This window comes from Vibrio sp. Vb0349 (genome assembly GCF_033338975.1).
This window is the reverse complement of sequence record NZ_JAWOTS010000007.1, coordinates 108,724-131,211: the sequence shown is the minus strand read 5'-3', so window position 1 is coordinate 131,211 and position 22,488 is coordinate 108,724. Positions and strand designations below refer to the sequence as shown.

General features: G+C 43.5%; 18 protein-coding genes. 12 read left to right on the top strand and 6 right to left on the bottom strand.

Annotated features, from left to right (window positions below; translation table 11 throughout):
• Nucleotides 1-137 precede the first annotated feature (137 nt).
• Nucleotides 138-1,574, top strand: a complete 1,437-nt coding sequence (gene rsmF, locus R7Q47_RS11015) for a 16S rRNA (cytosine(1407)-C(5))-methyltransferase RsmF (RefSeq protein ID WP_248486608.1) — start codon at nt 138-140, stop codon at nt 1,572-1,574.
• Nucleotides 1,575-1,856: 282 nt separating this feature from the next.
• Here rsmF and R7Q47_RS11010 read toward each other — a convergent pair whose 3' ends face one another.
• Nucleotides 1,857-2,690, bottom strand: coding sequence for a S1 RNA-binding domain-containing protein (locus R7Q47_RS11010; RefSeq protein WP_017633794.1), 834 nt, complete (start codon nt 2,688-2,690; stop codon nt 1,857-1,859).
• Between the two features lie 192 nt (nt 2,691-2,882).
• Here R7Q47_RS11010 and R7Q47_RS11005 point away from each other — a divergent pair, with 192 nt between their 5' ends.
• Nucleotides 2,883-4,235, top strand: a complete 1,353-nt coding sequence (locus R7Q47_RS11005; RefSeq protein ID WP_248486610.1) for a hypothetical protein — start codon at nt 2,883-2,885, stop codon at nt 4,233-4,235.
• Between the two features lie 33 nt (nt 4,236-4,268).
• On the opposite strand, the gene R7Q47_RS11000 is transcribed toward R7Q47_RS11005, so the two are convergent.
• Nucleotides 4,269-4,766, bottom strand: a complete 498-nt coding sequence (locus R7Q47_RS11000; protein ID WP_005377418.1) for a DUF4442 domain-containing protein — start codon at nt 4,764-4,766, stop codon at nt 4,269-4,271.
• A 372-nt stretch (nt 4,767-5,138) separates the two neighbouring features.
• On the opposite strand from R7Q47_RS11000, the gene R7Q47_RS10995 reads away from it, so the two are divergent.
• The gene (locus tag R7Q47_RS10995) at nt 5,139-6,197 is read left to right on the top strand and encodes a 3-deoxy-7-phosphoheptulonate synthase (RefSeq protein ID WP_318088975.1); all 1,059 of its coding nucleotides are present in this window, start codon (nt 5,139-5,141) and stop codon (nt 6,195-6,197) included.
• A 21-nt stretch (nt 6,198-6,218) separates the two neighbouring features.
• A complete protein-coding gene (locus R7Q47_RS10990) occupies nt 6,219-6,701 on the top strand; it encodes a YajQ family cyclic di-GMP-binding protein (protein ID WP_005377415.1) in 483 nt (160 codons plus the stop codon).
• 102 nt (nt 6,702-6,803) lie between these two features.
• On the opposite strand, the gene R7Q47_RS10985 is transcribed toward R7Q47_RS10990, so the two are convergent.
• Nucleotides 6,804-7,724 carry a bifunctional precorrin-2 dehydrogenase/sirohydrochlorin ferrochelatase gene (locus R7Q47_RS10985; RefSeq protein ID WP_033905330.1) on the bottom strand — a complete coding sequence of 307 codons (921 nt, stop codon included), beginning with the start codon at nt 7,722-7,724 and terminating at the stop codon, nt 6,804-6,806.
• A 460-nt stretch (nt 7,725-8,184) separates the two neighbouring features.
• On the opposite strand from R7Q47_RS10985, the gene R7Q47_RS10980 reads away from it, so the two are divergent.
• The 5 genes from R7Q47_RS10980 (at nt 8,185) to R7Q47_RS10960 (ending at nt 13,426) form a co-directional block, all read left to right on the top strand.
• Nucleotides 8,185-9,213, top strand: a complete 1,029-nt coding sequence (locus R7Q47_RS10980) for an amino acid ABC transporter substrate-binding protein (protein WP_005377403.1) — start codon at nt 8,185-8,187, stop codon at nt 9,211-9,213.
• 218 nt (nt 9,214-9,431) lie between these two features.
• Nucleotides 9,432-10,637 (top strand): amino acid ABC transporter permease, encoded by a 1,206-nt coding sequence (locus R7Q47_RS10975; RefSeq protein WP_005377402.1) that lies wholly within the window; start codon nt 9,432-9,434, stop codon nt 10,635-10,637.
• A 1-nt stretch (nt 10,638) separates the two neighbouring features.
• Nucleotides 10,639-11,736, top strand: coding sequence for an amino acid ABC transporter permease (locus tag R7Q47_RS10970; RefSeq protein WP_005389988.1), 1,098 nt, complete (start codon nt 10,639-10,641; stop codon nt 11,734-11,736).
• A gap of 23 nt (nt 11,737-11,759) precedes the next feature.
• Nucleotides 11,760-12,509: an amino acid ABC transporter ATP-binding protein gene (locus R7Q47_RS10965; protein ID WP_005377400.1), complete on the top strand. Its 750-nt coding sequence runs from the start codon at nt 11,760-11,762 to the stop codon at nt 12,507-12,509.
• A 248-nt stretch (nt 12,510-12,757) separates the two neighbouring features.
• Nucleotides 12,758-13,426, top strand: coding sequence for a Bax inhibitor-1/YccA family protein (locus R7Q47_RS10960; RefSeq protein ID WP_005494926.1), 669 nt, complete (start codon nt 12,758-12,760; stop codon nt 13,424-13,426).
• Nucleotides 13,427-13,502: 76 nt separating this feature from the next.
• On the opposite strand, the gene R7Q47_RS10955 is transcribed toward R7Q47_RS10960, so the two are convergent.
• The gene (locus R7Q47_RS10955) at nt 13,503-13,877 is read right to left on the bottom strand and encodes a chromosome partitioning protein ParB (RefSeq protein ID WP_047102337.1); all 375 of its coding nucleotides are present in this window, start codon (nt 13,875-13,877) and stop codon (nt 13,503-13,505) included.
• Between the two features lie 908 nt (nt 13,878-14,785).
• Here R7Q47_RS10955 and R7Q47_RS10950 point away from each other — a divergent pair.
• The gene (locus R7Q47_RS10950; protein WP_005377396.1) at nt 14,786-15,115 is read left to right on the top strand and encodes a TusE/DsrC/DsvC family sulfur relay protein; all 330 of its coding nucleotides are present in this window, start codon (nt 14,786-14,788) and stop codon (nt 15,113-15,115) included.
• A gap of 2 nt (nt 15,116-15,117) precedes the next feature.
• Here R7Q47_RS10950 and yccX read toward each other — a convergent pair whose 3' ends face one another.
• Nucleotides 15,118-15,390 (bottom strand): acylphosphatase, encoded by a 273-nt coding sequence (gene yccX, locus R7Q47_RS10945; protein ID WP_248486612.1) that lies wholly within the window; start codon nt 15,388-15,390, stop codon nt 15,118-15,120.
• A 90-nt stretch (nt 15,391-15,480) separates the two neighbouring features.
• On the opposite strand from yccX, the gene R7Q47_RS10940 reads away from it, so the two are divergent.
• On the top strand, nt 15,481-16,884 hold the full coding sequence (locus tag R7Q47_RS10940; protein WP_017821867.1) for a methyl-accepting chemotaxis protein: 1,404 nt from the start codon (nt 15,481-15,483) through the stop codon (nt 16,882-16,884).
• 161 nt (nt 16,885-17,045) lie between these two features.
• Nucleotides 17,046-18,239, top strand: a complete 1,194-nt coding sequence (locus R7Q47_RS10935; protein ID WP_248486615.1) for a class I SAM-dependent methyltransferase — start codon at nt 17,046-17,048, stop codon at nt 18,237-18,239.
• Between the two features lie 70 nt (nt 18,240-18,309).
• Here the strand turns inward: R7Q47_RS10935 and R7Q47_RS10930 are convergent.
• The coding region (locus R7Q47_RS10930; protein WP_318088974.1) for a Calx-beta domain-containing protein at nt 18,310-22,488 on the bottom strand (4,179 nt) is incomplete at its 5' end.

Below are 22,488 nucleotides of genomic sequence, written 5' to 3'. Positions count from 1 at the left end.
TCACGTACAATTGAAGTTTGATCACTTTAAAAGAGCAGCAATCGCTGCTCTTTTTTAATGCTCGGCCCTTGTCACTATTCGTTTCTGCTTCGCTTTCGTATATTATTTGCCACAAATTCTGCAAACGAGATCCCACATTGCATCCTAATGTTTACATCCCAGACGCGTTTCTGGAAAAAATCCAAACGATCCTTCCTGCTCACCTCAACATGGAAGACTTTATCGCGTCTTGCCAAAAGCCACTGCGCAAAAGTATTCGAGTTAATACGTTGAAGATCAGCGTTGAAGCGTTTCTAGAACGAGCAGAAACAAAAGGCTGGAAGCTTTCTCCTGTGCCTTGGTGTGACACAGGTTTTTGGATTGAAGCGGATGAGTCAGTTGTACCATTAGGCAACACAGCAGAACACATGTCTGGCTTATTCTACATTCAAGAAGCCAGTTCGATGATGCCGGTATCTGCTCTGTTTATGAATGATGAATCTTACGATGCCGTGTTAGATACCGCAGCCGCTCCAGGCTCAAAAACCACTCAAATTGCAGCTTTAATGAACAACGAAGGTGTACTTGTGGCCAATGAATACGCCGCAAGTCGTGTAAAAGTACTGCACGCTAATGTGGAACGTTGTGGGGTACGTAACGCCGCACTAAGTAACTTCGATGGACGCGTTTTTGGCGGTTGGCTACCAGAACAATTTGATGCGGTTTTGCTCGACGCGCCTTGCTCTGGAGAAGGCACCGTTCGCAAAGACGAAGATGCGATGAAAAACTGGACGCAAGCTTCCGTACTCGACATCGCTGACACACAGAAAGATCTTATTGAAAGCGCCTTCCATGCATTAAAGCCCGGTGGTGTGATGGTTTACTCAACATGTACGCTCAGTACAGAAGAAAACCAACAAGTTTGTCATCACTTGAAAGAAACCTTTGGGGATGCTGTAGAGTTTGAAAGCCTTGAGAACTTGTTTGAAAACGCAGAGGCAGCTCTAACTGAAGAAGGCTTTTTGCATATTTTCCCGCAGGTCTACGACTGTGAAGGGTTCTTTGTTGCAAGAATTCGCAAACTGGCTGCTGTTGAGGCGCCAGAAGTCAAAAAGCGCATGGGGAAATTCCCCTTTGCTAAAACTTCAAAAAAAGAATCGACAGAAATTGCTCAACAACTCCAAAGCGCGTTAGGTATTAAACTTCCAAATGACAGTTCTGTATGGCTTCGCGATAAAGATGTCTGGCTGTTCCCTAATGCTTTAGAACCGATGATCGGCGAATTACGCTTCTCCCGTATGGGTATAAAGATCGCGGAAGCCCATAAAAATGGCTACCGTTGGCAGCATCAGGTGGCAACGGCATTAGCGACGGGCTCTGAGGCAAACGCCATCGAGCTAACCATTGAAGAAGCGCGCGAATGGTACATGGGGCGTGATGTTCGCCCACAAACGATTCCTGAGGGAATGAAAACAGGTAAAGGCGAAGTGCTTGTCACCTATCAAGGCGCAGTCATTGGCCTTGGAAAATGGGTAAGCAACCGAATAAAGAATGGCCTCCCTCGCGAATTAGTACGAGATAAGAACTTATTTTAAAGAAGTAGCGAATCATAAATAAATGAAAAGCCATCGTATTTGCGATGGCTTTTTAATTCGTAAGTATGAAAGCAAGTGGGCTCGCTAGCGATCCGGACACGCTGTACTAAACTAGTTGTATCAAAGTAATGCTTTGATGTGGCATTTCTCTCTATGTTCACCAACAAAATTATTGTTGGACAAGTTTAGCGCAGGCTCTGCGGAGCCGTTTCCCCTAGGCCCAAAAAAAGGAAAAGTTTGGGCCGTTTTTTTGGCTGTAGTTCCACTATACGTGAGTTTGGACTACGCTAGACGAATACCGTCTTTCTCAATGACAATTTTACCCTGCTTGTATAAGCCACCGATGGTCTTTTTATAAGTCCCTTTACTTGTGCGGAAAGCATCAAAAATCGCTTCAGGAGAAGACTTGTCATTCAAAGGCAAAAATCCGCCTTTCTTCTCTAGCAAGTCAAGGATCTTACTAGAAAGATCGTCCATTTTCGCCACACCGACTTTTTGTAGAGCAAGGTCGATTTTGCCATCTTCACGAATGTGCTTAATAAAGCCTTTCAGCTTTTTACCGATGTAAAGCTTACCAAAAACATCCGATGGGAAAATCATGCCCCAATGCTTACCATTAACGATAGCTTTATAACCAAGTTGACTACGCTCTGCGATGATCAAATCAACTTGCTCGTTAACTTCATAATTCGCTGGAGTTTTATCTAACCATTTATTGAACTTAGTCGTACCAACAATGCGACCTGACGCTTTGTCGGTATAAACATACACTAAAATGGTTTGTCCGGCAGAGAAGCGAGTGCGTTGCTCACTAAAAGGAATCAGTAAGTCCTTTTCTTTGATGCCCCAATTTACAAAAGCACCTGTCGCATTCACACCCTCAATCTTCATTAAACCCCATTCACCCACTTGGGCAATTGGTCTTTCAATGGTCGCAGCAAGTTGGCTTTCTGAATCGAAGTACAGAAATACGTCTACATGCTCACCAATTTCAGTACCCTCTGGTACATACTTACTAGGTAGTAGAACAGAACCGTAATCATCGCCATCCAGAAATACGCCAAAATCAGCCTTTTTAATGACTTCTAAGCTGTTAATTTGACCAATTTTAATCATTGATTTTGTCTCTTTTTAAATTTACGTGGAATTATACCTAAACTAACAAGAAAATCAGAGAGAAAAGCATAGTGCTCTGTTATGCTGTTGTCGTTCAGCTATATGCCCCAGTCACTCTTTTAGCACTCTTATACTTACCTGCTCAACGGAACGCATAAGTTAAGAATGCTTTAGCAAAGTCAGGAGCTTTCTTTGGTCACCGTCGATAAACAAGACTCAATAACATTAAAAATCAGTCATGCACTCGCAAAGAGCAAAAGTGTCGACCTAGATATTTACTTTTTTATACCTGGTGAGCTTGGTTTAAACGCCGATATCATCAGTGAATCCGAATTTTATTACACCTCAATCACACAGCAACGATCTTATTACAGTACTGAAATCCTTCTTCCGCTAGTACACAGTCGACTTGCCAAACGTGGACGCCTGTCGAATCAGCAATACCGAGTAAGTTTGAGTTTGTTCGCTTACCAATACGTTATCGCACTAGACAAAGCGGTAGCAAGTTTAAACAAGCATGAGAACAACTCCGTAACGGAAGATGAAGTGGACGAAGTTATCGAGCTCACGCTTGAGATCTTAAAGCGCTTGCGGCGTTCTATTCCTTATGAAGAGAACTTAAAACGCTACTACGTTAACATCGATAACTATCTGTCTTGGTATACCGAGCAAAAGTTCCTGTCACTGGTGGCCCATCTACCACGTGAAGGCGACTATGGCACGATCAAAAAGCGTCTGATCACGCTATGTGAGAAAGAGCAAGCCCATCGTAAACTCAACAAATACAACTCATCAAGAGTCGTTGAAGACGTTACTCGCTTATCTAACAAAATGCGCTTGCTAAGGCGATTGATTGAACACCCTATCGTGCTTCGTGAAGAAACCATATCGATGGGTAACAACATCAAGCGTGCAATCAAAGGCATTGCAACCGGTTTAGTGATGATTGTCGTGACCTCAACCGTGATTCTCGCTCGCGATTATCTGGGGGAAATTTCTGCCTCATTCATTATCGCGATGTCTTTTATTTACGCTTTACGAGAAATCTTTAAAGATGATTTACGCGATGCCATGTGGCGATGGATCCGTAAAGGCAAGCCAAAATGGCGTAAGAAGTACGTTGATCCAACGACGAAAAAAGTGGTTGGCAAAAAATTGGAGTGGCTCGATTATCGTACCTTAAGTAGCTTGCCGGATAAGATTCAAAGAATACGTAAAAAGCGCGTCGTGCAACGTGAAGAGCAGATTCTTCATTATCACGAGAAAACCGAAATGGCGACCTCTCTTTTCTTGAGTGGTTACGAACAAACGAGAGAAACATTGAACATCAGTTTGCGCCCTATCATCCGCTTGATGGATAAAAGCTCAAACCGAGTTTACCGTTTAAATGAAGGTCAAGTAACCAAAGAGTCAGTAGAGAAACGTCATTTGCTCAATGTGATTGTCAAAGAGGACAACCACACCGATGAGCCTGTTTATTACCGCTGGAAAGTGGTCTTAAATCGCTCCAAAATCGTCTCTATCGAGAAGATTGAACTCAATTAAGCCAACGCCTTTAAACAAACGAGCCACAAACCACTAAGCAGCCTCTTTTCTTTGTTGGGCTGCTTTTTTTATCGAAAGAGTAAGCGAGAATTCAGCCATTGGCTCGTCACCATGTAAGTTAGGACACAGCGCGACAATTTTTACGTCACGATTTACTCGTTCACCTGTTGCCAAGGTGTGCTCGAGCATCTCATCAATGACATGACCATCGTTACAAACAAAGTGCACATCGGCTTCCGGGCGCTTTAAAAACTCGGCTTTCACACCTTTAAATGCTAGCGAGATCGCTTCTCCCTTTTCTTGCGCTTTACTCATAGCAAGAAAACCACCAGCAACATCAGCGCCAACGGCTAAAGCGCCGAAATACATGCTATTCAGGTGGTTCTTCGTTCTTCTGCGCAATGGGATACGAACCTCAACATGCTTGCTATCTATCGCAATGATTTTAGGGTGGCAAAGCCAAATCAGCGGCACTTTCGAAAAGCCAAACAGATTTAGATACAAATTCGCACGACGTAGAGCTGATAACATTTTGGTCTCCTTACCAATCTAGTCAGACCAGTTAATCAACGAAAGAAATAGATGTCAAAGAAATGTTAACAAAAGCTCGATCTCACGAGTTATTTAACCCTCATGAAGTGACGGCGTCACCCGTGAGGTATGAAGTTTATCGCAGTTACTTAGATTACCTTACAGCGAGATAGATAAAATGGTTATAAATTCAAATGTATATATATTGATTTAATGATCAAGTTTTGTCATTTATTCATAAGTCATTTAAATGAATACCTACACCTTTGTATACAATTCGGTATTTCCTGGCGAAGATTCCCGTGAAACGGTTTATTCCTGCCTGTAATTCCGTTATCTTTACCCCTTCGCAATAGAGAATAAAGCTATAACATGCCTATAAAAACAGATGAATTGAGAACCCAGCCTTTGGGTCCAATGCCTACCCCAGCAGAGCTAGGTAGTGTACATCCTATTACGGATGACGTTGCAGACCGTATCGCTCAATCTCGTCGTCAGATTGAAAACATTTTATCGGGTGAAGACAATCGCCTTCTTGCGATTGTAGGTCCGTGTTCTGTTCACGACACTGAAGCTGCCATTGATTACGCCACTCGCCTGAGTGAAATCCAAGACAAGTACAAAGACGAGCTATTTATCGTGATGCGTACTTACTTTGAAAAGCCTCGTACAGTAGTTGGTTGGAAAGGTTTGATTACGGACCCTAACCTAGATGGTTCTTACGCACTTGAAGCTGGTCTTCATAAAGCTCGTAAACTACTACTGGATATCAACAAGCTTGGTCTTGCGACTGCTACTGAGTTTCTTGATATGATCACCGGCCAATACATCGCGGATTTGATCACTTGGGGCGCGATTGGTGCTCGCACAACGGAATCACAAATTCACCGTGAAATGGCGTCGGCACTATCTTGCCCAGTTGGTTTCAAAAATGGCACAAATGGCAACGTAAAAATTGCAATTGATGCAATTCGCGCATCGAAAGCATCGCATTACTTCTACTCGCCAGATAAGAACGGTCGAATGACGGTTTACCGCACAAGTGGCAACCCTTACGGTCATATTATTCTGCGCGGTGGAGAAAAAGGCCCTAACTTTGATGAAGCATCAGTCAAACAAGCATGTGATGCTTTAGCTGAGTTTGGATTGCCACAACGTTTGGTTGTGGATTTCAGCCATGCAAACTGTCAGAAGCAACACAGAAAACAAATCGACGTAGCTCAGGACATTTGTAACCAAATTAATTCAGGCAGCACTCGTATTGCGGGTATCATGGCTGAAAGCTTTATTCTTGAAGGCAATCAGCCAATGACTGACATCAATAACCTAACGTATGGTCAGTCTATTACAGATCCATGCCTAGGTTGGGAAGACACTGCTACAATGCTAGATATGCTGGCAAGCGCTGTTAAGTCCCGAAAGTCCCTATAACAAAATAATCAAGGAATCTTCATGCCATCGTTTGATATTGTTTCTGAAATCGATACGGTTGAACTACGTAACGCCGTTGATAACGCTAACCGTGAATTGTCTACTCGTTTCGATTTCCGCAACGTAAATGCGAGCTTTGAGCTAGTAGAAGAAAACGTAAAAATGTCTGCGGAAGGTGACTTCCAACTTAAGCAAATGCGCGACATTTTACGCGGCCACTTAGCGAAGCGTAACATTGACGCGAACGCAATGGATGCACAAGACCCAGACGTTACTGGTAAAAACTGGCACCAAACTCTGCTTTTCCGTCAAGGTATTGATACTCCAACGGCGAAAAAAGTAGTGAAACTTATCAAAGACGCAAAGTTAAAAGTACAAGCTTCTATTCAAGGCGACAAAGTACGTGTTACTGGTAAGAAACGCGACGACCTGCAAGCGACAATGGCAGCGATTCGTGAAGCAGAGATGGGTATCCCATTCCAGTTTAACAACTTCCGTGATTAATCAATCTGAGAAGTAAGTAAAAACGCCAGCGCATAATCCGCTGGCGTTTTTTATTGGCTTTTGTGTAACGAACTACGTATCCACTTTTAGCATTTGGCATTGCTAGATAACCAAGTCCTGCCCTTGCAGCAATACGAATTCGCTCGTTCCTTGTGGTATGAACACGCAAATTCGAAGCTTTTCAGCTTTAGCCTTGGCCAGCATATCCGAAAGCTCAGCAGCGCTCGAGAAAGCTTCTCTTTCTGCATCTCTGCGTATTAGTTCTAACACATTCGCTTCACATCGAGTTGAGTACAGAGCCAGCTCCGCTTGTTGCATATAGCGTACGGCTTTTATTGGCAACATCTCAACATCTTTCCCAACATGTATCCAAGTACAACTTCCCTTTTCATCTAAAGGTGTTGCCATGGTCGCTTGGTAAATTGCTTCTAACTCACGATTATCTCGCGCGTTTTCCACCTCGGGATTCGAGAAAAATTGCTCCCAAAACTTGCGGCGTAAATCGACGCTAGGCAGTGCCTCTTTAATTGAGTTTCGCTTTGAGTTAGCAAAATCCGCCATCAACCCCATGTTTTGTGGCAGTATCGATTCAAGCTTTTCACGGATGTTTCGAATTAAAACTGGCGAAGCTCCACCACTAGAGATAGCGATTTGGATGCGGCCACGATTAATCATTGACGGCGTGATGAAATCACAATAAGGCTTATCATCCACAACGTTAACCAAGATGCCTAGCTCTTTGGCATCTTTGTACACTTGGTGATTTAGCTCAGGATTGTCTGTCGTCGCCCACACTTGAACAAAGTTTTTAGTGACAATGTCACTCGAATAGAAACGTTGTACCCAGCGCAGTTGATGCTCAGAAGCAAGCTTAGACAGAAAATCAACCAACGTCGGAGAAACGATAGTCACATCCGCCCCAGCCTTTAGCAACGCTTCCACCTTTCGGCTTGCCACCTCACCGCCACCCACGACGAGAACGGGTTTATTAATTAAATCTAAGAACAGAGGAAAATATCGCATTTCAATCCATGATTACTCTAATTAGCTGTTGTAGACCATGCTACCAAAAATGGGGCAAGCTCATCACCCTGTTTCGGTATCACAAATAATTTTTGTTTGAATTTTTACTGAACTTCACCTTGCTCAGCTAATGACAGTTTTAATAACAACTTTTTATTCTTTTGTATTGTTCACTCTTCTATTGATTGTTCTGATGCACCAAATTGTCCATGAATTGCACTATTTACAAACAATTAACATTTCGTCATTCTAAATCTCAAGGCACTTTGTAAGTTCTCTCAAAACTTCATTTAAATTATATATTTGAGAATTAACAGATCCTTTCCTACGCTTATAACTGGTTGATCTATCGAATGCCGTTTCTTCGAAAATCAATCACGTAGGACGATAACTCTAACGAATTGGACACGTTATTTCAGGTCACTCCTGATTAAACATGGATCATACAGGAAGGATACAAATGGCAAATAAACTCACAGTTCTTGCTTCCGTCGTAGCGGCTTCTACTGCGATGATGGCAACATCAGCTCAAGCAGCAGACACTACTCTGGACAAAGTCACAAAACAAGGTTTTCTTACTTGTGGCGTAAGTACCGGTCTACCTGGTTTCTCTAACCCTAACTCAAAAGGCGAATGGGAAGGTATCGACGTAGAATATTGCCAAGCACTGGCTGCAGCCGTTCTTGGGGATAAAACGAAAGTTAAATATGTACCCCTAACCGCAAAAGAACGTTTCACTGCGCTTCAATCTGGTGAGATTGATGTGCTTTCCCGTAACACGACCTGGACTCTCCACCGTGACACTGCACTGGGCCTAAACTTCGTAGGTGTGAACTACTACGACGGTCAAGGCTTTATGGTGAAGAAGGAACTTGGTATATCAAGTGCTAAAGAGCTTGATGGTGCGTCGGTATGTGTTCAATCAGGTACAACAACCGAGCTAAACCTTGCAGATTATTTCCGCAACCAAGGCATGGCGTACAAACCAGTGGTATTCGACACAGCTGCGCAAACTTCGAAAGGTTTTGATGCGGGACGCTGTGACGTATTAACAACTGACCAATCTGGCCTTTATGCACTGCGTTTGAATTTGAAAGATCCGTCCTCTGCGGCCGTTCTTCCAGAAATCATCTCTAAAGAGCCACTAGGTCCAGTCGTTCGTCAAGGCGATGATCAATGGTTTAACATCGCTAAGTGGACATTGTCTGCGATGATTAACGCTGAGGAATACGGTATTAGTTCGAAGAATGCGGATGAAATGCTGAAGTCAACAGATCCAAACATCAAACGTATCCTCGGTGTTGATGGCCCTAAAGGCAAAGGTTTGGGTATTCGTGACGATTGGGGCTACCAAGTTATCAAACAAGTTGGTAATTATGGTGAAAGCTTCGAACGTACAGTCGGTACTGGTTCGCCGTTAGAAATCTCTCGTGGCGTTAATGCGCTATGGAATGCAGGCGGCTTTATGTACGCGCCACCAATCCGATAGAAAGAGTTAATCAGGGCGGTTCATGCCGCCCTTTTTCTTGATTATATCTCACTGTATGAGTAAGGATCGCTCATTGGATGGCGAAAAGCGCTCGCTTTGTGGAACGGCTTTAAAGGTTCGTAAGCCACTAGACATGAGAGCGTTATTCTTTAGCCAGCAAGGACGAAACTTCGTTATACAGGCCGATATCTATAACTAAGGTTTGAGGTTATCGCTGTATGAAACCGACACAAGATGCATCGCCAAGTACGATGTCCAAACCAAGCGGAAGCAAGAGCCTGATTTATAATCCTGCCTTTCGTTCTGCTATTTTCCAGATCATTGCCATTGCTGCACTGGTATTTTTCTTTTACACGATTGTAAACAACGCTCTCAATAACTTAGATGCTCGTGGTATTGCAACGGGCTTCGGTTTTCTGAATCAAGAAGCCGGGTTTGGTATTGGGTTAACATTAATTGAATACGATGAAACGTACTCTTACGGTAGAACATTTATCATCGGCCTTCTTAATACGGCGTTAGTCTCCGTATTAGGTATTATTCTGGCTACTGTGATTGGCTTTACCATGGGGGTTGCCCGCCTTTCTTCTAACTGGTTAGTTAGTCGTTTAGCGGCAGTTTATATCGAAACTTTCCGAAATATCCCCCTTCTTCTGCAAATATTCTTCTGGTATTTCGCTGTTCTTCAAGCATTACCCTCACCACGCCAAAGCTTAAGTCTTGGTGAAGCTATTTTCCTGAACGTTCGTGGCTTATATTTCCCTGCACCGACTATGGAACCTGGCAGTAGCTACGTTATTGCCGCGTTAATCTTCGGGGTAATCGCAAGCTTATTAATTAATGTATGGGCGAATAATAAGCAACGTCTCACCGGGCAACAAACCCCAATGGGAAGAATAGTTTTGGGTTTAGTTGTTGGCCTTCCATTGGTTGTGTACTTCCTTGCTGGTATGCCAATTTCACTGAATTATCCTGAACTAAAAGGGTTTAACTTCCGAGGTGGTATTAGCATTATTCCTGAATTGGCTGCGCTACTTTTGGCATTGAGTGTTTATACAGCTTCTTTCATTGCTGAGATTGTGCGCTCTGGTATTAATGCGGTTAGCCATGGTCAAACCGAAGCAGCGATGTCGCTAGGCTTACCACGCTCGAAAACTTTAAAGCTTGTTGTCATTCCTCAAGCGTTACGAATTATTATTCCACCTTTAACCAGTCAATATCTCAACCTCACCAAAAACTCATCGTTAGCGATGGCGATTGGTTACCCAGATCTTGTCTCTGTGTTTGCTGGTACTACCCTGAACCAAACGGGACAAGCGATTGAGATCATTGCGATGACGATGGGCGTGTACTTGACATTAAGTCTGATTACGTCTGCATTAATGAACTTGTATAACCGTAAAGTCGCGCTGGTGGAGAGATAATATGAGTACTCATCAATTTCAACCGGATCTCCCACCACCCGCCAATACTGTAGGCTTCGTTGGTTGGATGCGGAAAAATCTATTTAATGGCCCTATCAATTCCATTGTTACTGTCATTCTTGCGTATATTGTCGTAACTGCAATATGGTATATCGTGGATTGGGCGTTTATTAACGCAGACTGGATTGGCTCAACGCGTGACGACTGTAGCCGAGATGGTGCTTGCTGGGTATTTATCAGCGTGCGCTGGGAGCAGTTCATGTATGGTTTTTATCCAGAGTCCGAACTATGGCGCCCTCGCCTTTTCTATATCACATTGGCCATATTTACTGTTTTACTCGCGTATGAGAAGACACCGAAACGGATGTGGATTTGGCTTTTCTTCGTAAACATCTACCCATTCATCATCGCTGGACTTTTATACGGTGGTGTCTTTGGACTAGAAGTGGTCGATACACACAAATGGGGTGGACTACTCGTTACGCTCATTATTGCGTTAGTTGGTATCGTAGTTTCACTGCCAATTGGTGTGGTGCTTGCGCTTGGTAGACGTTCAGAGATGCCGATCATTCGCAGCATTTGTACCGTCTACATTGAAGTTTGGCGTGGCGTTCCGCTTATTACGGTTTTGTTCATGGCTTCGGTTATGCTTCCATTGTTTATGTCTGAAGGTTCAGAGACAGATAAACTGATTCGCGCCCTTATCGGTGTGGTTATGTTTGCCTCCGCTTACATGGCAGAAGTGGTACGCGGTGGTCTACAAGCCATTCCGAAAGGTCAATATGAAGCCGCTGATGCGCTTGGGTTAAGTTACTGGAAAAAGACTGGGCTGATTATCTTGCCACAGGCGCTAAAGATTACTATTCCTTCTATCGTGAACACCTTCATCGGTTTGTTTAAAGACACCAGTTTAGTACTCATCATTGGCATGTTTGACGTACTCGGTATAGGACAAGCAGCAAATACCGACCCTGAATGGTTAGGTTTTGCTACAGAAAGTTATGTATTTGTCGCGTTAGTGTTTTGGGTATTTTGTTTTGGCATGTCACGCTATTCGATATGGCTTGAAAACAAACTTCATACCGGTCACAAACGATAACTCATCAAGATCAAGGACGTATTATGACGCAACAACAAGACTACATGATCCAATTGAAGGACATGAATAAATGGTATGGTGAGTTTCACGTACTAAAAAATATTAACCTCGACGTTAAGCGCGGCGAGAAAATCGTTATCTGTGGTCCATCAGGGTCGGGAAAATCAACGATGATTCGCTGTATTAACCGTCTTGAAGAGCACCAAGCAGGCAGCATTTACGTCTCTGGTACGGAATTAACTGAAGACTTAAAGAACATTGAAGCAGTACGCCGAGAAGTGGGCATGTGCTTTCAACACTTTAATCTCTTCCCTCATTTAACCGTACTGGAAAACTGTACGCTCGCGCCTATCTGGGTGAAGAAGATGCCAAAAGATGAGGCAGAAGCGGTTGCGATGAAATATCTGGAACGTGTAAAAATTCCAGACCAAGCGGAGAAGTATCCCGGTCAGCTGTCTGGTGGCCAGCAACAACGTGTGGCGATTGCTCGCTCTTTGTGTATGAACCCTAAAGTCATGCTTTTTGATGAGCCAACATCTGCACTCGACCCGGAAATGGTTCGCGAAGTACTGGATGTAATGGTCGAACTCGCCGAGGAAGGCATGACTATGCTTTGTGTGACACATGAAATGGGCTTTGCTAAAGAGGTTGCCGATCGCGTGATATTCATGGACGCAGGAGAGATCATCGAAGAAAACAACCCGGTCGACTTCTTTGAGAATCCTCAATCGGATAGGACCCAAAACTTCCTAGCGCAAATCTTACACCACTAAGATTTAGCCGAATCGACATAAAAAAGCACTGGTTTCTATGAAGCCAGTGCTTTTGTTACTAAATTCAGAAATCTGTGTGAGAATCAACATAGCTATGCTAGGCAGTAATATTGTGTTACAAGTTGCCAAATACATAACATCTTATTTCCATTATCATTTTATCTAGGATATGCATGAAAAGGGCTTGATTTTTTGAACTTTCAGCCCCATAAATGTACCAATAGTAAACTCCCTTATTGAGGATAATTATGAACAGTCCAATGTTTACTCGTTCAACAAGTGTTCCTAATACACTAGAAACTAACAAAGTACTGAAAAACACTTACTTCCTACTGTCGATGACACTGATGACCAGTGCTATCGCAGCAGTCGCGACTATGGCAATGCAAATTTCACCAATCATGGCAATTGTGATGCAGCTTGCAGCGATTGGTATTTTGTTCTTTGTTATGCCAAAGGCAATCAACTCATCATCTGGTATCGTTTGGACATTCGTTTTCACGACTCTAATGGGTGGTGCTTTAGGTCCAATGCTTAACTACTACGCATCAATTCCAAACGGTCCTACTATCATTGCTCAAGCTCTAGGTTTGACTGGTATGGTGTTCCTTGGCCTATCGGCTTACACCATTTCAAGCAAGAAAGATTTCTCTTTCATGCGCAACTTCCTGATGGCAGGTTTGATCATTGTGATCGTTGCAGCGCTGATTAACATCTTCGTTGGTTCAACAATGGCTCACCTAGTAATCAGCAGTGTTTCTGCACTCGTGTTCTCTGGTTTCATCCTATTCGATACAAGTCGTATCGTTCGTGGCGAAGAGACAAACTACATCAGTGCAACAATTTCGATGTACCTAAACATCCTTAACTTGTTCACTAGTCTACTAAGCATTCTAGGTATTATGAATGACGATTAATCGTTTCTCGTTAAGTAGAATAAAAAAGCCCGAAGGTAATTCCTTCGGGCTTTTTCTTTGTGTGCAATTCAGTGTATTACGCCTGCTCTACAGACAACTCAATAACTTCGTCAGCTTCTGGATTTTCTCTAAAGCGTCTCACTTTGATCGTTTCCTCTCCTAACATGATTTGCTTGGCGATTCGGTGCATACCGTCAAAAACACGATAGTCACTGGTTAAGATTACCGGATACGACAAATCAGCATTGTTGATTCGTTGGCAATGTTTTGCAATTTCACGGCAGGTTGGCCGTGGCCCTTCATGACTAAACCAAGTCACTTCATTTGGGCCTTTTATATCATCAATCGCAATTTCTTCTACAGGTAAGGATTCTGCAAGTTGCCAAATTCGCTCGATGGACCAAGTGGATTTTACATTGTCATTAATCTCAATGTAACGTTGTTTAGACATGACTAACTCCTTGTCATCATTGTTGTTTCTAACCTGAATACAGGCTTTCATTAATCCAATGAGAATATCGGTCTATGAAAACAAACACAACGTTTAAGCTATTAATTCTCAAACAATCGCTATATCGCTTGTATGAGCGCTTTATAATCACCTCTCTCAGTTTGTAAACTGATTTCAGGGTATAACTTGTCTTAATTCAAACCGCGACTTCGCAATCGCTCATCGACTGATGACAAGAAGCAAAATACTCCAAACGCAACCCACCAATAACCGAACATCTTGAGCGCGGGCAACCAGACTACTGATTTACCAGCTACGCTAAAAAATATGTAGGCCGACATCATCGGTGTCACTAACATGACTCCCCAAGTCAAAAAAAGTAACGGCCCATAGATGTACTGCAACCAAGCATACTTCGGTTTTATAGGATTATGTTTTACAAATCCCGTCAGACATAGAAAAGAGAAAATGCTAAAACATGCTTGCAGTACCGCCCATCCAATGGAAACGAAAAGATTCGACCACTCCATACACTCCTGAATTGCTCCGTGTTGTTGTTAAGCATGGGTGAACATAACGATTTTTTTCAATTTATTCTTTTGATTTAAAACTAGGTTATATTCGTTGTGATCGACTTATCTAAAACAATAAATATAACTGACAAATCAATCACACCAAGAGAATTGCATAACAATGCAAAACCACCGATATCAACCCCGAAAATTTTCTAACAACACGAATAAAAAAACAAATTTATGCTTAAAATATAATTTAAGAGTATTCAGTTATAGGCCACTACTTTGTACGCTTTTGCTTCGCTCGGCACTACTTCGAGATTCTTTTGTTGAGAACATTCTCGGCTGTCGCTAATCTATAAACATCCATGTTTACTTAACGGATAAAACGTTATGTTCGTTTACAACGGCAAAGAAATTGAAACGGATGCTCAAGGCTACTTATTGGATCATACTCAATGGGAAGAAGGTATGATTGAGCTTTTAGCAAAAGAAGAAGACATCGAGCTTACGGATGCTCATTTGGAAGTTGTGCATTTTGTGCGAGACTTTTATGAAGAGTTTAATACCTCCCCTGCAGTGCGTATGCTTGTGAAAGCGATGGAAAAAGCGCACGGCCCAGAAAAAGGTAACAGTAAGTATCTATTCAAGCTGTTTAAAAAGGGGCCAGCCAAACAAGCAACCAAATTAGCCGGCCTACCAAAGCCAGCTAAATGCTTGTAGATTCATAAAATTTTAAAACCGCGTAACGGCTTATACGACGCAGGTCCCTGCATCACATGCTCTACTGTTGCCGTTCGCGGTCCTTCTTGTAACCATTCCGAAAACGCAACTATTTGCGCGTCTGTTCCACACGCCATCACTTCAACATCACCATTGTTTAGGTTCTTCGCATAACCTGTTAACCCTAGCTTCAATCCTTGATGGGAAGTATGGTAACGAAAGCCCACGCCTTGAACATGACCTTTTACTATAAATCTCTCACACTTTACGTTCATCTTTGTACCGCTTCTTTTTACTGAGTGATATATTCTTTTCGTCTATTCACCCCACTAAGGATAGTGGGTTTTTGCACGGTTATTATAATTATGAAAGAAATTCCATTCCGCTGGATTGATAAGTATCTCATTCACTTAAAGATTCAAGAAAAGTTCTATTTGCTCTTCGTTCTCCCTCTTCTTGCTTTAGTCATTCTCACTCTCGTCCTTAATAGCGCGGCTAATACACTGATCTCAAGTATGTACCAAGAAGAGCTCATGCTTATGAAAGGTCTGATAGAGGCAGGCAACCTTTCTCAATCTCAAGTAGCAAGCCTCATAGCGGGTTCAGAAACCGTTTCTATTGGCTCTGGTTCGCAATCCGTGTCTGTTTTAAATGGTGCGTACAGTTTGGTTGCGAACCATGAACTTTCTTTATGGACTGCCCTATCAACGACTCAAGTGAGCATCATCTGTGTGAGCTTGTTTATTCTCGCTCTTGGCGTTTACTACATCATGACGTTTATTGGCGGCGCGATGTTCACGATGAACAAAGCATTAAACACCCTTGCGGGTGGCGACTTAACCGCGAGAATGAACTTCTTCCCTGTTCGCGACGAGTTTAGTGAAATTGCTATTACGATAGACAAAGTTGCAGAACGAGAGCAACAAATGGTGCTGTCGATTCAAGAGTCTGTGGCGTTAATGCAACAAATTAGCTCAGACCTGAATCAATCGATTCATCACAGTTCAGATATTTCAGCGACTCAGCAGGAACACCTCAACTCTCTTGCGAGTGCAACTGAACAGATGGCATCAACGATTCGAGAAGTCGCGACACTAGCTCACGATTCAAGCACGCAAACCGATGATGCGCGAAACGTGGCTCAGTCTGGACAAGTGAAAGTTGAGAATACGCTTCACTCGATTTCGAACCTTTCTAATGAGATTCAATCTGCGTCTCAAGCCGTTGCCGAGTTAGATGCCAATGCAGCACAAATTGATGAAGTCGTGACAACCATCAATGGGATCTCCGAGCAAACCAACCTACTTGCTCTGAACGCGGCTATTGAAGCTGCACGTGCTGGAGAACAAGGTCGTGGATTTGCGGTCGTTGCGGATGAGGTTCGCGCTCTTGCGGGACGCACTCAGCAAGCGACAGTTGAAATCCAAACGATGATTGAATCGTTACAGCGTAACAGCCAGTCGCTTACTAAGCTGATGGAAGTGACAGTTAATAATGCAAATGAGGGACAAAACCTCATGACGGAAGTGAATCACGAAATCGGCTCTTTGGCAGATAAAAATCAAACTATCTCCGACAGTAGCATTCAAATTGCAACAGCAGCTGAAGAGCAAGGTGTAGTCGCGGACAATATCGCCTCAAGCGTTGAAGAAATTCGAGTTCAAGCAGATAACGTGTGCAATATGATAAGCACGACTTCACAAAACGTTGATCAACTGCGTAAGCAAAGCGACACAATGGAAGCTCTACTTACTGGACTTAAAGCATAGCAACGGAATCTGTTACAGCAAATTCAAATAAAAGGGTCACTTTAGTGACCTTTTTTGTATTTAAAAGTCACTACAATGTACTGGATTGCCGAGGGATATTGCTTTTACCATTCACATCCCGGACAATACGCCCCTTTCAAAATTCAACAAGAGCTAATGAAATGACAGCTGCTATCTATTTGGTTAAAGGTCGTGAGAAATCGGTCAAGCGCAAGCACCCTTGGATCTTCTCTCGAGGCATCAAAAAAGTTGAGGGCGAACCTGCTCTTGGCGAAACGGTTGATGTATTCACTCACGACGGTAAATGGCTAGCTAAGGCGGCATATTCGCCAGCTTCACAAATTCGTGCTCGTATTTGGAGTTTTGATAAAGAAGAAATCGACACCGCGTTTTTCGTTAGACGACTTAAAGACGCACAACTTCTTCGTGAAGACATTATCGAACGTGATGGCCTTACGGGTTATCGCCTTATCGCAGCAGAGTCTGACGGCTTACCAGGCGTTACGATCGACCGTTACCAAAATTTCTTTGTGTGCCAACTTCTCAGTGCTGGCGCAGAACACAATAAGCAGGCTATTGTTGACGCTCTGGTTGAGTGCTTCCCTGATTGTAATGTGTACGAGCGCTCTGACGTGGCCGTTCGTAAAAAAGAAGGTTTAAAAGAGATCACGGGCGTCTTGCACGGCGAAGAGCCACCTCAATCGGTCGTCATCGAAGAAAATGGCGTAAAGATTAGTGTAGATATCGTTGGCGGACACAAAACAGGTTTCTACCTAGATCAACGTGATAGTCGCCAGCAAGCGATGAAATATATGAAAGGCAAAGAAGTTCTTAACTGCTTCTCTTACACAGGTGGCTTCGGACTTTACGCTCTAAAAGGTGATGCAAAGCGTGTGATTAACGCTGACGTGTCTCAACCTGCTTTAGATACCGCAAAATTCAACGCAGAGCTAAACGATTTTGATATTTCGAAGAAGCGTGCCGTGTTCCTAAATGCAGACGTGTTTAAGCTACTTCGTGAGTATCGTGATCAAGGAACTCAGTTCGATGTGGTTATTATGGACCCACCGAAGTTCGCAGAGAGCAAAGCACAACTAAACGGTGCATGTCGTGGTTACAAAGACATCAACATGCTTGCAATGCAAATTCTAAAACCGGGCGGCACGCTACTGACCTACTCGTGCTCTGGCTTGATGGATCAAGTTCTGTTCCAGAAAATCATCGCTGATGCAGCCGTAGACGCTAACCGCCAAGTAAAGTTTGTGGAGCGTTTTGAACAAGCCGCTGACCACCCAACCGATACAGCATATCCAGAAGGTTTCTACTTAAAAGGTTTTGCATGTAAAGTGCTTTAATTATTGCCTGAACTTACTGCATTACTAAATGAAAAACGGAGCTTTCGCTCCGTTTTTCATTTTGAATCATTTACTCTCGTAATTGTTCAAGATTAGAAATCAAACTATTGGCGATATCAGAAGCAGAAGCTCCGTCAAAATTAACCTCCAACTGTTGTCCATCTTTATTGATGGTCAGAGTTGAGTTACCTCCACTTTCAGTCACCGCCACCGTGATATCATCCACGCTTCCGTGATAATCGCCAGAGCCGAGATCATCAAGTAATGTGGAAATATCAGTACCACTCATATCATCAAATACATCGGTAAAATCGAGCTGATCCCCGTCACTGAAATCCGTCACGGTGTCAGTTGCGGATTGCATCTCTGTCCACTTGAAGATGTCATCACCTCCGCCACCAGTCAAAATATCATTACCTAGACCACCAATTAGAATATCATTACCATCGGTGCCTACAAGAACATCATCTTGGTCTGTTCCCATGATGATATTAGGCTCTTGCTGTAACGAAGCAGTCTGTGTACCGAAAGCGGTCACTGTTTCAAAAGAGACATTGTTAAAATCAATATCAACGGTTGCAGTGGTATCGCTTTCTAAACCATCTGAGTCAATCGCTTTGTAATCAAACGAGTCGTTTACATTATTAAAACTTGTAATCTGAGTACCAACTAGAGTAAAGCTGGCTTTATCACTTGAACTGTCTGTTTCAGGGAACAAGCGAATCTCATCAAAACTGCCATTACTTAGCGATATGTCAGCGTAACCTTCTTGATTACCAGTAAATACGATGTCACTGGTGTGTATGGTTTGTATATCAACAAGAGTATCGCCCATATAAAAATATGCTTGAATCCAAGCGCCGCCACTGTTAAACCTATCATTCAAGCTTGCTAGGTTTAACCTTGCTTCTTTAGCTTCAAGCCCTTCATCTAATTCAATGGCAATGAACTCACTCGTACTAATTTCATCCCCTTGGCCAGTTTCGCCCGGTGACACTACAACTAAACCTACCTGCTGAGCGGCAAAGTCAACCTTGATTTGAGCATTATTGATAAAGTCACCATTACCATCAATGGTTCCTCCAAAGAAACTTAAACCGTTAACATCGACTGAATCGGCAATGAAGTCTTTAGAAAATTCATCGAGTAAATCTTGGGAATCAAAGCTTTGCTCATCAAAGAAATCTTCCGTTAGTGCATATCTGACTTCCGTAGTTTCTGGAATCACATCACCAATGTCCAATATGACTTCATTGTTCTGATCATCCAAGTAATAGAGATAGCCATAGTCTGGAAGCGTCGTGACACAGATGCTCGTTTCTTTATCATCTTGAAGATCAAAGTCATCTTCAAAGTCTTGCGCATGTGGTGCAAAGTCAATTAAAGCGTCTCCTCCCACACTAAGGTCAACCGAAATGCCAAAGTCTTCTACTGTCGGAGGTGTATTGTCATCATCAATAATCGTACCAAGGCCTGACGCTGCAGGTGATTGCCCTTGAATCGAACCAGTTAAAACAAAGTTTTCTGAAGATTCATAAATCTGGTCTTCAACAGTGTTTACCGTAACACTAAAGTTAGTATCACTCGCAGGTACCGAGACATCAAACGTTCCATCAGGGTTTACCGCAATAACTTCCGTCGTGTTATCAGCATAAGTAATGGTCACACTCGTAGCGTTAAAATCATCTCCAGCGACAGCGGTTCCGTCTAAGAGAGACATACTAACCATAATCGCAACCGCACTTGCATTACTCAGTGTAACGTTAAATTTCGCATCGTTACCTTCCACCACTTGAATATCCGTAATTTCAGTGACAGTTGGTATGTCTGCATCATCGTTAATCGTTACGGTACCGACAGCAGCAGTTGTTTGCACAGCAGTGGCACCGGATAATGTAAAGTTCTCATCACCCTCATAAATATCATCGTTTAACGTCACCATAGTAACGCTAAATGTTGTGTCTAACGCTGGTACAATGACATCAAACGTACCATCTGGGTTCACTGAAACAACGTCGGTACTACTATCAGCGTAGGTAACGGTTACTGTCGTATTTGTATAATCCGAACCTCCTTCAGCTGTCCCATTTGCTAATGTCATATTAACAACGGTGTTTGTGGTACTTGCATTGCTTAAAGTGACTTCAAGCGTTGCCAGCTCACCCTCACTAACTATGGCATCCGTAATCGCTGCTACAGTCGGGCGGTCATCATCAGGATCTGGTCCTGGGCCACTACCATCATCAACAATAGTACCGGTACCAATCACAGAGCCAACTTGGTTATCAGTGTTACCTGATAACGTAAAGGTTTCAGGTCCTTCGAATAAGTCATCATCTGTTGTACTTACAGAAACACTATAAGTCGTATCATTTGCGGGCACATCGACAATAAAGCTGCCATCTGGATTCACCGTAACGACTTCTATGCCGCCACTCTCATAAGTAATTGTTACTGAAGTATCGGTGTAATCCACACCGCCTTCTGCTGAACCGTCAGTCAGCATCATATTGACAGTGGTGTTGGTGGTGCTTTCATTACTCAACGTTACATCTAGTGTTGCAATATCACCTTCGTTTACCGTTGTAGAGGTAATCGCTGCAACTGTTGGGCGATCGTCATCTGGATCAGGTCCTGGCCCCGAACCATCATCAAGAAGAGTCCCTGTACCCATTGCAGATGTAATTTGAGTGGCAGTTTTACCCGAGAGTGTTAAAGTCTCTGCGCCTTCGAATAGGTCATCATCAATAGTATTGACTGTGACGCTGAATGAGACGTCGTTCGCGGGAACTGAAACATCAAATGTTCCGTTTGCGTTGACAGTAATGACATCTGTTGAGTTATCCGCATAGGTAACTGTAACCGATGTATTGATGTAGTCTATGCCCCCCTCTGCGCTACCATCAGCGAGCACCATATTGACCAAACTTTCACTATCACTAGGGTTACTTAAAGTAACATCAAAAATGATAGGTTCACCTTCATTAACCACTTCACTAGAAATAGAGGCAACGCTGACTGTATCGTTATCAAGAATCGTTACCGTGCCTGTAACCGGAATTGTTTGTATCTCGGTCTGTCCAATTAATGTGAAATTTTCATCGCTTTCGAACAGCTCATCGTCGGTGGTACTTATCACAACGTCAAAGGTCATATCACCAGCTGGTACGGACACATTAAATGTACCATCAGGGTTCACAGGGATAACGTCTGATGAACTATCTGCATAGGTAACAGTAACAGACGATTTGGTGTAATCTACCCCTCCCTCTGCTGTGCCATCATTAAGTGCCAGATTAACAAGAGTATCCGTAGTGCTTAGGTTACTCAAAGTGACAAGCAACGTAGCAGACTCACCTTCGTTTACGGTTGTATCACTAATTGCCGCAACAACCGGACGGTCATCATCCGGATCGGGACCTGGACCACTACCGTCATCCACTATCGTCGACGTACCCGTATCACTGCCTTGCACCGCACCAATGCCAGTCACCGTCACACTGAAGTCTTCAGGGCCTTCATAAACGGCGTCATCAATGGAAGCGATACGCACATCAAACTCAGTTTGCCCAGCTGGCACCGTTACTACGCCATCGTTTGGCACTGCAACCCAACCGGAGCCTGTGTTGTATTCTAAGGTGCCTAAGTCTCCAACTTCGGTGTCACCTAAGTTCAGGCCTAGCTCGACTTGAACTGTAGACTCGGAGGCGTTCGATAGCGTCACTTTGAAGTTCGCAGTCTCACCCTCATTGATGGTGCCAGCATCGGTAATAGTCACATTCGGGCGGTCATCATCCGGATCAGGGCCAGGACCCGTGCCATCATCCACTATCGTTGCCATACCTGTATCGCTGCCTTGCACCGCGCCAATACCAGTTACTGTCACACTGAAATCTTCAGGGCCTTCATAAACGGCATCATCAATAGAAGCAATGCGCACATCAAACTCGGTTTGCCCTGCTCGCACCGTCACCACACCGTCATTTGGTACTGCAACCCAACCGCTTCCCGTATTGTATTCTAAGGTGCCCAAGTCACCGGCTTCGGTGTCACCTAAGTTGAGGCCTAGCTCGACTTGAACTGTAGACTCGGAGGCGTTCGACAACGTCACTTTGAAATTCGCTGTCTCACCCTCATTGATGGTGCCAGCATCAGAGATGGTCACATTCGGACGGTCATCATCCGGATCGGGGCCAGGACCACTGCCGTCATCCACTATCGTCGCCGTCCCCGTATCACTGCCTTGCAC

Excerpts from the sequence above, each read along its gene's own strand:
- R7Q47_RS11010 (WP_017633794.1), bottom strand. The coding sequence starts at position 2,690 with ATGATTAAAATTGGTCAAATTAACAGCTTAGAAGTCATTAAAAAGGCT.
- R7Q47_RS11000 (WP_005377418.1), bottom strand. The coding sequence starts at position 4,766 with ATGTTATCAGCTCTACGTCGTGCGAATTTGTATCTAAATCTGTTTGGC.
- R7Q47_RS10995 (WP_318088975.1), top strand. The coding sequence starts at position 5,139 with ATGCCTATAAAAACAGATGAATTGAGAACCCAGCCTTTGGGTCCAATG.
- R7Q47_RS10990 (WP_005377415.1), top strand. The coding sequence starts at position 6,219 with ATGCCATCGTTTGATATTGTTTCTGAAATCGATACGGTTGAACTACGT.
- R7Q47_RS10985 (WP_033905330.1), bottom strand. The coding sequence starts at position 7,724 with ATGCGATATTTTCCTCTGTTCTTAGATTTAATTAATAAACCCGTTCTC.
- R7Q47_RS10980 (WP_005377403.1), top strand. The coding sequence starts at position 8,185 with ATGGCAAATAAACTCACAGTTCTTGCTTCCGTCGTAGCGGCTTCTACT.
- R7Q47_RS10975 (WP_005377402.1), top strand. The coding sequence starts at position 9,432 with ATGAAACCGACACAAGATGCATCGCCAAGTACGATGTCCAAACCAAGC.
- R7Q47_RS10970 (WP_005389988.1), top strand. The coding sequence starts at position 10,639 with ATGAGTACTCATCAATTTCAACCGGATCTCCCACCACCCGCCAATACT.
- R7Q47_RS10965 (WP_005377400.1), top strand. The coding sequence starts at position 11,760 with ATGACGCAACAACAAGACTACATGATCCAATTGAAGGACATGAATAAA.
- R7Q47_RS10960 (WP_005494926.1), top strand. The coding sequence starts at position 12,758 with ATGAACAGTCCAATGTTTACTCGTTCAACAAGTGTTCCTAATACACTA.
- R7Q47_RS10955 (WP_047102337.1), bottom strand. The coding sequence starts at position 13,877 with ATGTCTAAACAACGTTACATTGAGATTAATGACAATGTAAAATCCACT.
- R7Q47_RS10950 (WP_005377396.1), top strand. The coding sequence starts at position 14,786 with ATGTTCGTTTACAACGGCAAAGAAATTGAAACGGATGCTCAAGGCTAC.
- yccX (WP_248486612.1), bottom strand. The coding sequence starts at position 15,390 with ATGAACGTAAAGTGTGAGAGATTTATAGTAAAAGGTCATGTTCAAGGC.
- R7Q47_RS10940 (WP_017821867.1), top strand. The coding sequence starts at position 15,481 with ATGAAAGAAATTCCATTCCGCTGGATTGATAAGTATCTCATTCACTTA.
- R7Q47_RS10935 (WP_248486615.1), top strand. The coding sequence starts at position 17,046 with ATGACAGCTGCTATCTATTTGGTTAAAGGTCGTGAGAAATCGGTCAAG.